11 protein-coding genes are annotated in these 13,263 nt (G+C 41.7%); 6 read left to right on the top strand and 5 right to left on the bottom strand.

Going from position 1 to position 13,263, the window contains the following annotated elements; translation table 11 throughout:
• Window positions 1–91 precede the first annotated feature (91 nt).
• Window positions 92–778 carry a response regulator gene (locus E2I05_RS00725; protein ID WP_121854283.1) on the top strand — a complete coding sequence of 229 codons (687 nt, stop codon included), beginning with the start codon at window positions 92–94 and terminating at the stop codon, window positions 776–778.
• A 41-nt stretch (window positions 779–819) separates the two neighbouring features.
• Window positions 820–2,172 carry an ATP-binding protein gene (locus E2I05_RS00730; protein WP_121854278.1) on the top strand — a complete coding sequence of 451 codons (1,353 nt, stop codon included), beginning with the start codon at window positions 820–822 and terminating at the stop codon, window positions 2,170–2,172.
• Window positions 2,173–2,896: 724 nt separating this feature from the next.
• Here E2I05_RS00730 and E2I05_RS00735 read toward each other — a convergent pair.
• A complete protein-coding gene (locus E2I05_RS00735) occupies window positions 2,897–4,084 on the bottom strand; it encodes a cyclic di-GMP phosphodiesterase (protein ID WP_279387039.1) in 1,188 nt (395 codons plus the stop codon).
• A 336-nt stretch (window positions 4,085–4,420) separates the two neighbouring features.
• Here E2I05_RS00735 and E2I05_RS00740 point away from each other — a divergent pair, with 336 nt between their 5' ends.
• Both E2I05_RS00740 and ppc read left to right on the top strand, forming a co-directional pair.
• On the top strand, window positions 4,421–4,879 hold the full coding sequence (locus E2I05_RS00740) for a GNAT family N-acetyltransferase (protein ID WP_121854277.1): 459 nt from the start codon (window positions 4,421–4,423) through the stop codon (window positions 4,877–4,879).
• A gap of 268 nt (window positions 4,880–5,147) precedes the next feature.
• Complete coding sequence (gene ppc / locus E2I05_RS00745; RefSeq protein ID WP_121854276.1) at window positions 5,148–7,796, top strand: phosphoenolpyruvate carboxylase; 2,649 nt, start codon at window positions 5,148–5,150, stop codon at window positions 7,794–7,796.
• Window positions 7,797–7,873: 77 nt separating this feature from the next.
• Here the strand turns inward: ppc and E2I05_RS00750 are convergent, their stop codons facing one another.
• The 3 genes from E2I05_RS00750 to E2I05_RS00760 all read right to left on the bottom strand — a co-directional run bounded on the left by E2I05_RS00750 (window position 7,874) and on the right by E2I05_RS00760 (window position 11,542).
• Window positions 7,874–9,001: a hypothetical protein gene (locus tag E2I05_RS00750; protein WP_121854275.1), complete on the bottom strand. Its 1,128-nt coding sequence runs from the start codon at window positions 8,999–9,001 to the stop codon at window positions 7,874–7,876.
• 70 nt (window positions 9,002–9,071) lie between these two features.
• Window positions 9,072–10,343: a CinA family nicotinamide mononucleotide deamidase-related protein gene (locus E2I05_RS00755; protein ID WP_121854274.1), complete on the bottom strand. Its 1,272-nt coding sequence runs from the start codon at window positions 10,341–10,343 to the stop codon at window positions 9,072–9,074.
• A 50-nt stretch (window positions 10,344–10,393) separates the two neighbouring features.
• The gene (locus tag E2I05_RS00760; protein ID WP_243641105.1) at window positions 10,394–11,542 is read right to left on the bottom strand and encodes a Kelch repeat-containing protein; all 1,149 of its coding nucleotides are present in this window, start codon (window positions 11,540–11,542) and stop codon (window positions 10,394–10,396) included.
• Between the two features lie 100 nt (window positions 11,543–11,642).
• Here E2I05_RS00760 and E2I05_RS00765 point away from each other — a divergent pair, with 100 nt between their 5' ends.
• Together E2I05_RS00765 and E2I05_RS00770 are read left to right on the top strand one after the other, a co-directional pair.
• Window positions 11,643–12,047 carry a lysozyme inhibitor LprI family protein gene (locus tag E2I05_RS00765; protein ID WP_121854273.1) on the top strand — a complete coding sequence of 135 codons (405 nt, stop codon included), beginning with the start codon at window positions 11,643–11,645 and terminating at the stop codon, window positions 12,045–12,047.
• A gap of 23 nt (window positions 12,048–12,070) precedes the next feature.
• Window positions 12,071–12,436: a VOC family protein gene (locus E2I05_RS00770; protein WP_121854272.1), complete on the top strand. Its 366-nt coding sequence runs from the start codon at window positions 12,071–12,073 to the stop codon at window positions 12,434–12,436.
• A gap of 51 nt (window positions 12,437–12,487) precedes the next feature.
• On the opposite strand, the gene E2I05_RS00775 is transcribed toward E2I05_RS00770, so the two are convergent.
• Window positions 12,488–13,159, bottom strand: a complete 672-nt coding sequence (locus tag E2I05_RS00775; RefSeq protein ID WP_165905525.1) for a Fe2+-dependent dioxygenase — start codon at window positions 13,157–13,159, stop codon at window positions 12,488–12,490.
• Window positions 13,160–13,263: the final 104 nt, after the last annotated feature.

The following is a 13,263-nucleotide window of genomic DNA, read 5'->3' on the forward strand; positions in this document are numbered from 1 at the left end:
GGTTTGGCTTTAGGTAAAGCTGTGTAAAGATGTGTGATAGTGGTTTATGAGACTTGGTAAACTGAATAAAACCGAAAGCTTAGGAAACTCAATGCATCAAATATTGTTGATTGATGATGATCTTGGTCTGGCCGAATTATTGGGACAGTTACTGGAGCTTGAAGGATTTGAACTGACTTTAGCTCACGACGGTAAATCTGGATTAACGCTTGCCTTGTCGCAACACTTCGATCTTATTTTACTGGATGTGATGTTGCCAGAATTGAATGGCTTTGAAGTATTAAAAGCGCTGCGGAAGCAAAAACAAACACCGGTATTAATGTTAACGGCACGTGGCGAAGACATCGATAGAGTAGTCGGACTTGAGATCGGCGCCGACGATTATTTGCCCAAGCCATTTAATGATCGAGAGTTGGTGGCACGAATTAAAGCCATTTTACGCCGTAGTCAGCTGACCGAGTCGGGCACTCAATCAAGTAAAATTCTTGAGTATGGTGATTTAACTCTGGATGTTGGGCGTCAAGAAGCTTATTGCGGAAAAGCACAGCTGTTACTTACTGGCAGTGAATTTGCTTTACTGCATGCGATTGCTGATAGCTGCGGCGAAATGGTCAGTAAAGAAACCTTAAGTTTAACTGTACTAGGTAAAAAGTTGATGCCGTTTGATCGTAGTTTAGATATGCATTTATCCAATTTACGCCGGAAATTAACACCTCGGAAAGATGGGCGCCCAAGGGTAAAAACCATACGTGGAAAAGGTTATATTTGGCTGCCTTAAGCAATTAAGAGAGTATTTAGCGACAACTTTAGGATAATACAATGGCAAATCGCTTATTCATTAAATTGTTGCTCGGTTTTTGGTTATGCAGTTCATTAACATTGGGACTCGTGGCCGCCTTGCCTTTGTTGCAGCAACATCATGATCGCGCTCCTTTGCCACCTAACCTGCACCAATTATTGCTCAAAATCAGTCATAAATTGCAGCAAAATCCAGAGTTGCTGACCGCAAGTCGTTTAAGGCATTGGAAACATTATCGCCAATATAAAGGCCGAAAATTACGGCTTTATTTGGTCGATGAAAACGGTAAATTTGTGACTAAAATGCGTCGTAGTCGTTCCTTGCGCCGATTTATGCTGATGGCTGAAGAAGCGCAGCGACCTATCCGGCATCAATTTAAAACCGAATTATTTTTCGGTCCTTATCGATTTAAAGTGAATGACGTAGAATATGCGTTATACGGTCAACTTCCTATCAGTCATCCTAAACCTTGGTTCTTGTTTTTTGTGGATAACAAACTGCTAACATTAGGGTTGGGAATATTCTTTTCTGGTTTACTTTGTAGCTTGTTGGCGTGGTATTTAGGCAAACCGTTAAAGCAGCTTAAAACCAGTGCTAATAAATTAGCTGCAGGGGATTTTGGTAGTCGAGTGGACGAATCTACCGTTAAGCGTACGGACGAAATGGGGCAATTGGCAAAAGCATTTAATAGTATGGCAGATTCGGTCGAAAGTATGATGCATCAACAGCAACGGCTCATCAGTGATATTTCACATGAATTACGTACTCCATTAACGCGCTTGCAGCTTGCATTAGCCATTGCACACAAGAAAGGTCAGCAAAGTAGTGAGACCGAACGAATTGGTTATGAATCTGAGCAGTTAGAGCAACTCATTGCAGAACTTTTAGTGTTGTCAAAAACCAGCATGGATCAAACCGAAAAAAAACAATCACTCAATTTGTCAGACTGCTTGTTATCATTGCTTGATGATGCTGAGTTTGAAGCTTGTGAACAAGATAAACAATTACATGTGCAGATGAACGATGAGATTGAGATAGCGCTGTACCCCATACTGTTTTGTCGTAGCGTTGAAAATATCTTACGTAATGCGATCCGCTACGCTGAGAAACACATCAATTTCACAGTAACCACAAAGGAGCAGTCGATATTGATTGGTATTCGAGATGATGGTCCAGGATTACCAGAGTCTGAGTTAGCGGCTATTTTTACGCCTTTTTACCGTCCTGATAGTGCGCGCGATAGAAACTCAGGAGGTTGGGGGCTAGGGTTAGCGATTGCCAAAGAAGCCATCGCTCATCATCGAGGAATCGTTTGGGCTGAAATGGTTTCGCCTACGGGATTACAAGTGAAGATTGAATTACCGCTACAATAATCCTAAATAAATCGGTTCAATGCACAATTTAACTTTAATCTCTGTGGGTTTAATTCCCCGCCCCTTGGGGGCGAAGTAACCAATGAGATACTTTTGTTATCATACCGGCGAAGGCTGGTATCCAGTGACTTTTCTAGAAAAGAGCAAAGGCATTAGACTCCAGCCTTCGCTGGAGTGACGATACTGTAAAATTATACCCCGCTGCTTGCGGCGGGGTTGTTGATTGAAGTTAAATACAAAATTAAACAACCCGAATTCACCTATCAGATGAGTGCTGAACATTCATATACTTGCCAAAATCACCGCTAGCTGCGTTATAAATTTTGCAAGTAGAAACGAAGTAACGACAGTCTTGTATGTCGGTAACCACAACTTGCTGCTATTCATGCCTTGCTATCAGTAATTTTTCTGCGTGTATGAACCTAAATAAATCGGTCGAACGCACAATTTAGCTTTAATCTATTGAAGTTAAATACAAAACTAAACAACCCTAATTCACCCATCAGGTGAGTGCTGAACATTCATATACTTGCCAAAACCACCGCTAGCTGCGTTATAAATTTTGCAAGTAGAAACGAAGTAACGACAGTTTTTTATGTCGGTAACCACTACTTGCTGCTATTCATGCCTTGCTATCAGTAATTTTTTCTGCGTATATGAACGCTCCCAACCGATTTATTTAGGATGAACGCTCCCAACGGATTTACTTAGGATAATAATCTACTTAATAAAAAGGGCTTGGATCGACATCTAATGAGCTTGGGGATATTCCTCGTTCAATATTGACATCTGCGGTTAATAAATCAACGTACGTTATTTCAAGGTAATGTTTATATTTCAATGAATAAAAGCACTTTACAATAGGATGTAAAGCATCACGACCCTTTGACTCCCACACGATACCGACTCGGCTGTCTGATAATTCCACTAATGAACCTGTAGGGTACACGCCGATACAGCGAATGAATTCATACACCAGTGCTTTATCGAGATGAAATGGCGTCAGTTTGAGTAAAATCTTGAAGGCGGCGGCCGGGCTCATGGCTTCTTTATAACACCGCGTGGCAGTAAGAGCATCATAGATATCGATAATGCAACTCATACGGCCATGATGAGGAAGTTGCTCACCCTTTAAACCGTATGGATAACCAGTACCGTCAAGTTTCTCGTGATGCATTAAGCACACGTCTTTACTGATCTGAGATAAGCCAGTGGTTTGCTTCATAATCTCAATAGCATGCTGCTGATGACCTTTCATTTGAATAAACTCGTCATCTGTCAATTTACTGGGTTTATGGAGAATTTTATCGTCAATATAAATTTTTCCGACATCGTGTAGCAGACCACCGATAGCAAATTGCTTCAGTATTGATTTATCAAGTTTAAGGTGTTCGCCAAATGTGATCAGCAAAAAAGCAACGTTAATTGAATGTTCAAGTAAATAGGCATCTTTTGAGCGTAATGCTGACATACAGCGAAGGGCGTCAGGATCACCCATCACGGATTCAAGCATATTATCAGCAAGATCTTCAAATGGACTGACTTCGATAGCCTTTCCTTCGAAGGTCTCACTTAATACTTTGCGTAGTAGATCTTTCGCTTCACCTAGTAGTTCTTTGGATTTGTCCTGTTTTTGTGTTCGAGTCAATGGTTCTATAACTGTGGAGGTTTGTGCTTCTGGCTGAGCATGTTTTGGAATTGGTAAACCGCATGATGGATCAGAACGCAGTGCATTGACCCATGTATTCAGTACGCCATTGCGTTTCAGTTTAATGATGTCCTCTCGGCTACGTATTTGGCCTGGGTTAGATATTGTGATCGTGTTATTGCGATCTTCAATTTGGCTAACAAACATACCGATGCTTAATTGAGTCACAGGAATTTTTAATAACGCATCAGACTGCTTGATCACAACGAAAAATCTCCAAGTTGTATTGTATCCTTAGAATTCACTTCAGATTGAATCTTATCATTAAACAGTTGATTAAAAATGAAAAAATTGTCTTATTGAGTATAAATTCTAAGCAATTGCTCTATGCTATAGCTTAAGAATTGATACTGATTGAGCTACTACATGTTCAAATACAGAAATATCGCTCAATATATGTCTGTTAATGTGCGTTAGATCAGGTTTTTTGATTGCAGGTAGCGTGTTGAACAGAAGAAAACTCTACTGGTCTTACCACTAAGGTTGATTTTTGGTACAATGAAGGCTTTCAACATATTTGTAATGAGAGGATTTTTGGGTATGTATAAAGTCGTTGTCGAGCGGTATGAGGCATTGTCGAATGAGATCATTAAACAACTTTTGGAGTTAAATCATCAAATTCCAGAGCTTGAATCAGGGCTCACTGAGTCAGAGATCACGCAGCGATTAAGCGGTAAATCGATACTTATTTTAATAGCAAAGGTTGAAGGTGAGATAGCTGGATTTAAGTTAGGATATCAACAAGATAGCACATTGTTTTATAGTTGGCTTGGTGGTGTCGCTCAAGACTATCGCGGTTTAGGCATTGCCAAATTATTACTTAATGAACAAGAAAAATGGGCAAAAGCTCAGGATTATCAATGGCTCCAAGTAAAAACAAAAAATTGCTATCTAGCTATGCTAAGTATGCTAGTGAATCATCGTTATAACATTATTGAGTTTGCTGATAAACACAGTGATGCCAGCCAAAATAAGCTGCTGTTAGAAAAGATGTTGTAGTCGTAATTTTTATACCTTGAGAAGAAAACCACTGTTAATTATTGTTCAGTACTGTATGTTTGATATCCAACATTTTTAATCTGAATCCGATTTTTCAGAGTATGAGCTAACTAAACTGAAGATAGGATATGGCTTTAAATTACTATGAAAGTTCTCTGGATCTTTATAGGTCTCTTCCGAAAGTCATGGCAAGTCACTTATCAGAAACGATAATCGCTCATTAATAACAGAAAACTGGACTATTTTCTGAGTATTTTCAGGAGTAATAATGGCAGCACAATCCATCGAAATGTATGCATCTTTGCGATCTAATGTGAGTAAGCTTGGGCAAATTCTAGGTGATACTATGCGCACTCATCTTGGACAAGACTTTCTCGATAAAGTTGAACAAATTAGAGTACTCGCTAAGCAATCTCGTCAAGGTGATGATGACAGTAAACAGCAAATGTTGACGCTGTTGACTTCGTTACCAGATGATGAACTAGTACCCTTTGCTAAAGCATTTAACCAATTTTTGAATTTAGCGAATATGGCTGAACAGTTTCACACCATCAGTCGTGATTGCGATGAATTGGTGTGCGCGCCTGATCCACTTGAGCAACTTTTTAAGCAACTCTCAGACAAGTCAAAATCAAAGCAACAGCTTATGTCGTGTTTACACGAATTGGATATTGATCTTGTGTTGACGGCACATCCGACCGAAATTTCTCGCCGCACTTTGATCCAGAAATATGCGGCTGTAGTGGATTGTCTGGCCGAGAAAGAAAATTCTCAACTCTCAGAGTATGAAGATAAAACGCTGACCTTAAGGTTACGACAGTTGATTGCACAGATCTGGCACACTAATGAGATCCGTAGCCAGCGACCTACACCCGTTGATGAAGCTCGCTGGGGATTAGCGACCATTGAAGTTTCACTGTGGCATGCTGTACCGGAATTTTTACGGCAAATGAATGATCAGCTAGAACGTCAATTAGGTGAGGAACTGCCTATTGATATCTCACCGATACGTTTTTCCAGTTGGATGGGCGGAGACAGAGACGGAAACCCGTTTGTGACCGCTAAAGTCACCAAAGAAGTATTGAGCCGCAATCGTCGCGCCGCGGCGAATTTGTATTTAACCGACATTAATGAGCTTATTGCTGAATTATCGATGGAAGCCGCCAGCGCTGAACTCGCGGATTTTACCAACAACCAAGCAGAACCTTATCGCGTAGTACTGCGTGCAATACGGAAAAAGTTGGAGCAAACCAAAGAGTACCTTAATGAACGCATTGAGGGCTATCAACCTGATTTGGATAAGCACACCCTAATTTGGCATGAAGATGATCTGAAACAGCCATTGATGATGCTGTATCGTAGTCTTTGTGATCGTGGTATGAAACTCGTGGCAAATGGCAAGCTGCTCAATACCTTGAGGCGCATAGGTTGCTTTGGTATACACATGCTTCGTTTGGATATTCGCCAAGATTCAGCCAGACATTTAGACGCCATCCATGAACTGGTGGATTATTTGCAATTAGGTGATTATAAAAGTTGGTCTGAAGCAGAAAAACAACAATTTTTGTTAACTGAATTGCAAAGCAAAAGACCATTGATCCCTGCCAACTGGCAACCTTCTGCCGATGTACAAGAAGTCATCGATACTTGCCGTTTAGTCGCAGTGCAACCGAAGCAAGCATTGGGTTCATACGTGATTTCAATGGCAAGTTTGCCTTCAGATGTACTGAGTGTACTGCTGTTGTTAAGAGAAGCTGGTTGTCAGAAAAACATGCGTATTGTGCCGTTGTTTGAAACATTAGATGACTTGAATTCAGCCGCTGACTGTATAAAAAAATTGCTGGCAATTGACTGGTATCGAGCCTATACCCAAGGCTTACAAGAAGTGATGATCGGTTATTCCGACTCTGCGAAAGACGCAGGTGTTATGGCGGCTGCATGGGCACAATATCAAGCCCAAGAGCAGCTGGTGGCCGTATGTAAGCAAGCTGATGTTAAATTGACCTTATTCCATGGTCGAGGTGGTAGCATAGGTCGAGGTGGTGGCCCAGCCCATCAGGCGATTTTGTCGCAACCTCCGGGATCTGTAGATGGTCGCATTCGCGTCACTGAGCAAGGTGAAATGATCCGTTTCAAATTTGGTTTACCTAAACAAGCTTGCAAAAGTTTGGCTTTGTATACATCCGCCGTAGTTGAAGCAACATTATTGCCACCACCTGAGCCGAAACCTGAATGGCGAGCTTGTATTCAAACCCTCGCGGATGAATCCGTAAAAGCCTATCGTGATGTGGTGAGAGGTGAAGCTGATTTTGTTCACTATTTCCGCAGTGCAACACCAGAAGTTGAGCTCGGTAAATTGCCACTTGGCAGTCGACCTGCTAAACGTCGAGTTGATGGCGGAATTGAGAGTTTGCGAGCGATACCGTGGATCTTTGCATGGTCGCAAAACCGTTTGATGCTTCCAGCATGGTTAGGTGCAGGGGAAGCGCTTCGAGCGGCAGTTGGGCGAAATGAAACGAAATTGCTTCGAGAAATGATCAGCGAATGGCCGTTTTTCTCAACACGCTTGTCGATGCTGGAAATGGTGTATGCCAAAGCGGAGCCGAATATCGCCAATTACTACGAAACCTGTTTGGTCGATCCTAAATTGCATCACTTAGGTCACACTCTACGTGAACGACTTGATCGTGGTGCGGCTACTTTACTAGAGCTCAGTGGTTCTGATCGACTCATGTCAATGACGCCTTGGAGTCGTGAGTCCATTAAACTCAGGAATCCTTATGTCGATCCCTTGCATTTTTTACAAGTCGAATTACTGGCTCGTACCCGCAAAGAAGATGCGGCGTCTGAAAATGTTGAATTAGCCTTAATGTTAACCATAGCTGGCGTAGCCGCCGGAATGAGAAATACGGGTTAATGAATAACGGATAGTCTAAGACAATACCAATTATTGTGTTGTTAGCTTTATATTATTAAGTATCACAGTAATTGGTATTAATGACGGTTGATGAGATCTTTCAGAGTACACTTCCCCAATGAAATATCATCTAGACGATGGAATGAGTCAGGTACCTTATCGTGATAGCCTAAGGCTTGATTGAACCGCTCGGCAATAGGAGTAAAGTTTTCTTGAATATTATTGGCTAGCATTTTGTCGTTAAGCTTGGATAAATGCTCTCTTAGAGTGGGGGTGCCTAGTAAATGATTGGTATTGATGAGTGCGACTAATTCACTTGAGAACTCAATAGGGCAATAAAGTGTAATGGTTTCTTCATGAACTTCCACTTGATAACGAACAAATTTAGATTTATCAATGAGATCATTTTGATGGATAAGCACTATTTCATCCCATTGAACATTACCCGGATTATCTTCGAGATCAGCATAACCCTCGTCATTTCCTTGATCTGAAGTTACTGACAAATCGCTTAATAAAATTGTTTTAAAACCGTCCGATATAGGACATTCTTTTATGCTGTATATGCGTTCATCAAGAATCTTTAATAGTTGATCGTGATGCTGTAAATCGCCCTGTGAAAATGTATCCACCATTTCATCAACAAATTGAACTGATGTTTTTACCGGCAAATGAGAAAGGACTGCAAGCGAATCGCTCTCGGCTTTTAACACGATTAGATCTCGATAATGAGCAATATCAATATCGGAGGGGATTGGACGCTGAGGTATTATTCCCTTTATATGATATACATTAGCAGGTGCAGCTATTGCTGTACCGTTAAAAATAGCGCGGTCATTAATTGAAAGCACAAGCGTATAACTTTCTGAACCTTGCAGGGTGTCTTTAGCCGAAAATGCCATGCTAAACACATTGAGATCGCCTAACGAATGTTTTTGGAGTTCAACGAAGCTTTGGCAAAGCTCAACATGGGTCAGTTTATTAGCAAGAGCCAGTTTGAGTTGATTGTCAAAATGAGTTTGTGTCGCTATTTGTGTCTGTAATTCTGTCTGAGTTAGAGTTGATAACTCACAATTATCGAGCAAAACCTCATTTACATTTTGAACTACAGCTAACTCATGGCTGGTATCTGGTTCTGCAATAGCCGAATCCATAGATAGATAACTGCCATGTCGTTCGATATCGCCTGTGCCAATTGCTAACATAACTTGCCTCCAACTTTTAGCTTTTAGCGAATGTAGTTAAGTATAAAAATTAGAGGCTGTGTTGAAGCAGTTAGTTTCCTTTTTTATATGAAGGATAATTAACTAAAACTGCAGTTTTATTGAGTTTACGACGCAACATATCCAAGGCAACGGCACAAGTAAGTGAACGAACGAGCCCTCTTGAGCGAGCTGGAAGCTGCAGTATTTGGCTGAATATTTGTTCGCGACATGCAAGAGCAATCGCGACAGTACCAACGGGTTTTTCATCTGTGCCGCCATCGGGGCCAGCAATGCCGCTGGTGGCTAAGGCATAGTCGGAATCTAAAACCGCTCTGGCACCCTCAGCCATTTGTTCAACTGTTTCAATGGATACGGCACCATGAATGTCTATGATGCTTTCGTCCACGCCAAGCAAATTAACTTTAGCGGCGTTGCTGTAACTCACAATACTGTGCACTAAATAGCGGGAACTACCAGCAAAGTCGACCAGTTGACTGCTGAGCATTCCACCAGTACATGACTCGGCAATGGCAAGTGTTTTACCTGAATCAAGTAACAGTTGGTGGAGCTCTGCAGCAAGCGATAACTGATTTTTAGCCACGATGAGATCAGCTAAACAAATGTTAATTTCAGCAGCAACGCTATCTAAATGAGCGATGGCTTTTTCGCCACGAGCGAAGATTTTTATCTCAATATAAGGCATGGAAGAGCGATAACCGAGTTCAATGCCTTCTGGAAGATGGATGTCTTGCAATTTTTCAGCAAGAAAGGACTCACCACCACCAATCGTCAGCAGTTTGGTGACTTTGACGGGTTTATCGAGGTCAAACTCATTTTTGATGAAGGGAATAAATTGATCAGTGACCATTCTTTTCAATTCGAATGGCACGCCTGGTGTAAAAAAAAGCCAAGCGCGATTTAATTTCACTCGAAATCCACAAGCGGTACCAACTGGGTTATCCACCATAATGGCGGACTCAGGTAGCATGGCTTGCTTTAAGTTATTAACGGGCATTGGGCGCTGGTTTTTGGCAAACCATTGTGTCAATCGTTGCCGCCATTCTTTATTCTCTACTTGGGGTTCGCCTATAGCCATTGCCATGGCTAATGAAGACATGTCATCGCTGGTGGGGCCTATACCACCATTAACCAAAATAATATCTGCGTGTTGACTTCGTTGTTGAAATGCTTGAATAAGATCTTCAAGGCGATCACCCACGGTCATTCTTTGCTGCATTTCAATGCCGTGATCCATCAAAGTATCGGCAACCCATGCGGCATTGGTATCCACAATTTGGCCTGCTAAGACTTCTTCACCTGTGCATATCATCTCAAGCTTCATGTATTATCCCTGAAATTAACTGATTGAATTATTTGTGAAAATAAAGTGTATTATTTGTACCAGAGTTCAGGTACCGGATCGATAAAGAGTTGATCAGTGACTTGTTGCTTGTCTGTCATGCCACCGATACGGATTAACATTTCGTCGTAAACTATTAAGCCACGATGATCCATGCTGGCTCGTGTCACCTTGAGGGGCGGTTTCCATTGATGAGTGGCTAAATCAAACCGATGCATCAGGTTTGACGACGGACTGGGTGTACCGTTATAGCCAATACCGCTGTAGTTGTATGGGTTATCGCTGCCACCAATAAAAATAATTTGCCCAGCACTTCCAGCATTTTTCACGCCTGCTGCTGCCATTCGATAATGCGCGGTACTTGAAGTTAGACTGCCTAGCTTATCGGTACTGACGTAATGAGGGATTGAAAGCCATTCAATTTTGAGATGGTTATTAGGCAAAATGATGCCGTACAAGCACTGTGGTGACGACACAAATTTGCGTTTCTCGTTCTCTTGTGGCGCCGTTTTAACACCATCACAAACGACCAATTGGTTACCCACAATACCTGCTGACAAACCAAATGTCGCCGGGATGGGTAAAGGAGTAGCTTGCGCCCAAGAGTCCGTTTGAGTGTCATACACTTGAACTAAATTAACATTGCCCGTTTGATGCCAGCCGCTGAGTAAATAGATGTATCTGTTTTGGTAGCTAAAAGCCGCCGTATCATCAACAGGGACTGGCATGTCAGCAATGCGCGTGTATTTTTTAGTGTTGATGTTGAAACGATAGTTATCCTTGGTGCTTACCTCCGTATGATCCCTTGCAACGGTATAGCCACCAAATAAATAGGCATTATTTTTTATCCCCACAGCAATCGCCGCCAGCCGACCGAGGAGAGGCTCAATGTGCGGGACAGGAGGTAACCTTTGCCATTTAGCATTTTTTGTTAATGGTAACGCCCAAGCCTTATTGTGAACATCTATGACTTGTTTGCCCGTCCCTAATCCAGAAAAGCTTAATAGCCAGTGAGTATTACCTTCATTTACGATAGCTACCGCATTGTTGGAGACTGGTTCTGGCAATGGCGATAAGGTTTCGGCATACAATGGAGCAGTGTTCAATGTTGTGATTGTGAGCAAAAATAAGGCCATTGCTGACGGTGAAATACGAGACAACAGGACGTTAAGTGTTGGCATGTTTATTCCTGATATGTAAAAGTGCTGCTATTCTAATCGAAGTAAAGTAACACAAATTGGAATTACAATTAGATTTGTCATAGTTTATAAGGTGATCAATATGATTAAATACATAGTGTTTATAACTTGCTTCATAAGCTTGACTGTACAAGCTGACGAGATTTTTTGTGACAAAGCCAGCAATACTTTCCAAATGAATCAATGTACCAAGCAAGACATGGTAGCGGCAGATGCTCAATTAGAGCAATATTTGGGTAAAGCGAAACAAAAATACCAAAAAGAGACTAACGTATTAGCGGCATTGGTTCATGCACAAAAAGTGTGGGTTAACTATCGTAAAGCGCAATGTGATGCGATATACGAAAAATGGTCAGGTGGAACGCTTAGCGGTGTTATTTATGGTAAATGCATGGCAAGATTAACTCGAGAGCGTACCCATTCGGTTTGGGAAGATTATTTAACTTATATGGACTCGACGCCGGCTTTATTACCAGAGCCAAAGTAAAAGCGACTTGAAAAGGAATTCACATGAACGAACATGAGAAACTCAACTATGTTGAGTTTGCTGCAAAAGATCTCAGTGCCACTAAAGCGTTTTTTATCGATACATTTGACTGGGCTTTTACTGATTATGGCCCAGAATATATTGCATTTGCCCACGAAGGGTTAGCGGGTGGCTTTTATCAAGAAGATGCCAGCAGTCGACCAGAAAACGGCGGTGCATTACTGGTGTTTTACTCTGATGATATTGAATCAACCTTAGCTAAAGTGACCGAGCACGGTGGTGAGATTGTAAAGCCAATTTTTGAATTTCCTGGCGGTTGCCGTTTTCACTTCACCGAGCCCAGTGGTAACGAATTTGCTGTTTGGTCAGAAGCGGATACCACTTCTTAATCGCCGGCGGTCAGCAATATTTCACAAGATGAATTCAGTAAAAGGGCAATACTAGGTTGTTGCCCATCTTCTCAATAAATTAGCATGAGTTTTAGTGATTAAGTCAAACTCAGAAGTTTTACCTTGTTGTCCCATGATACCTTTACGAGCACAGTCTAAATCGTAAAGCATTTCTCGTTTATCTGCGCCAGAGACTAAGCTTTCAATCCAAGTGAGCGCAACAAGCCTTGAGCCAGATGTCACAGGATTAACACGGTGTAATGTCGTGCTTGGGTAAATAATGACATCGCCAGCGTTTAGTTTGTAACTCATTTCAACGCCACCTAATGTCATGACCAACTCACCGCCATCGTATTCGTTAGGATCGGATAAAAATACAGTACAAGAGATGTCAGTACGCACTAGGTGCTCGTGATGCATGAGCGCATCATCAATATGATCGCCATATCCGCCACCTTGAGTGGATAAACTGACAATAAAAGGCATTAAATTTTTGGCATAAGTGCGTGCCGTAAACTCAGCACAGCTCGACAGTGTTTGGGTGAGGTGCTCGTTCAATTGCTGTTTAATCTCGTCACTTGCTTGCCACTGCCGATTTCTTTTAACATCTTTAGCATGCCAACCGGCGGTCTTCTTTCCGTCTTCAAACTCACCTTGCTTAATGAGATTACGCAAAGCTTGAATTTGCACAGTGTTTAATAATTTTGGAATGGGTGTGATCATAATAGTGCCTGATGAACGTCCGCCAAAAATCATTATTGGCGGACGGTATTAACTAGGGGCTGTTTATCTTTCAGGATTAAATTTTGTGCTATTTGAGCGTTTAT

It is taken from the genome of Parashewanella spongiae, from assembly GCF_004358345.1.
In the GTDB taxonomy this organism is placed as follows: Bacteria; Pseudomonadota; Gammaproteobacteria; order Enterobacterales; family Shewanellaceae; genus Parashewanella; species Parashewanella spongiae.

What these genes read in the sequence shown, in the direction of transcription:
- E2I05_RS00770 (WP_121854272.1), top strand. Translation starts at nt 12,071, where the DNA reads ATGAACGAACATGAGAAACTCAACTATGTTGAGTTTGCTGCAAAAGAT.
- ppc (WP_121854276.1), top strand. Translation starts at nt 5,148, where the DNA reads ATGGCAGCACAATCCATCGAAATGTATGCATCTTTGCGATCTAATGTG.
- E2I05_RS00755 (WP_121854274.1), bottom strand. Translation starts at nt 10,343, where the DNA reads ATGAAGCTTGAGATGATATGCACAGGTGAAGAAGTCTTAGCAGGCCAA.
- E2I05_RS00740 (WP_121854277.1), top strand. Translation starts at nt 4,421, where the DNA reads ATGTATAAAGTCGTTGTCGAGCGGTATGAGGCATTGTCGAATGAGATC.
- E2I05_RS00765 (WP_121854273.1), top strand. Translation starts at nt 11,643, where the DNA reads ATGATTAAATACATAGTGTTTATAACTTGCTTCATAAGCTTGACTGTA.
- E2I05_RS00750 (WP_121854275.1), bottom strand. Translation starts at nt 9,001, where the DNA reads ATGTTAGCAATTGGCACAGGCGATATCGAACGACATGGCAGTTATCTA.
- E2I05_RS00760 (WP_243641105.1), bottom strand. Translation starts at nt 11,542, where the DNA reads ATGCCAACACTTAACGTCCTGTTGTCTCGTATTTCACCGTCAGCAATG.
- E2I05_RS00725 (WP_121854283.1), top strand. Translation starts at nt 92, where the DNA reads ATGCATCAAATATTGTTGATTGATGATGATCTTGGTCTGGCCGAATTA.
- E2I05_RS00730 (WP_121854278.1), top strand. Translation starts at nt 820, where the DNA reads ATGGCAAATCGCTTATTCATTAAATTGTTGCTCGGTTTTTGGTTATGC.
- E2I05_RS00775 (WP_165905525.1), bottom strand. Translation starts at nt 13,159, where the DNA reads ATGATCACACCCATTCCAAAATTATTAAACACTGTGCAAATTCAAGCT.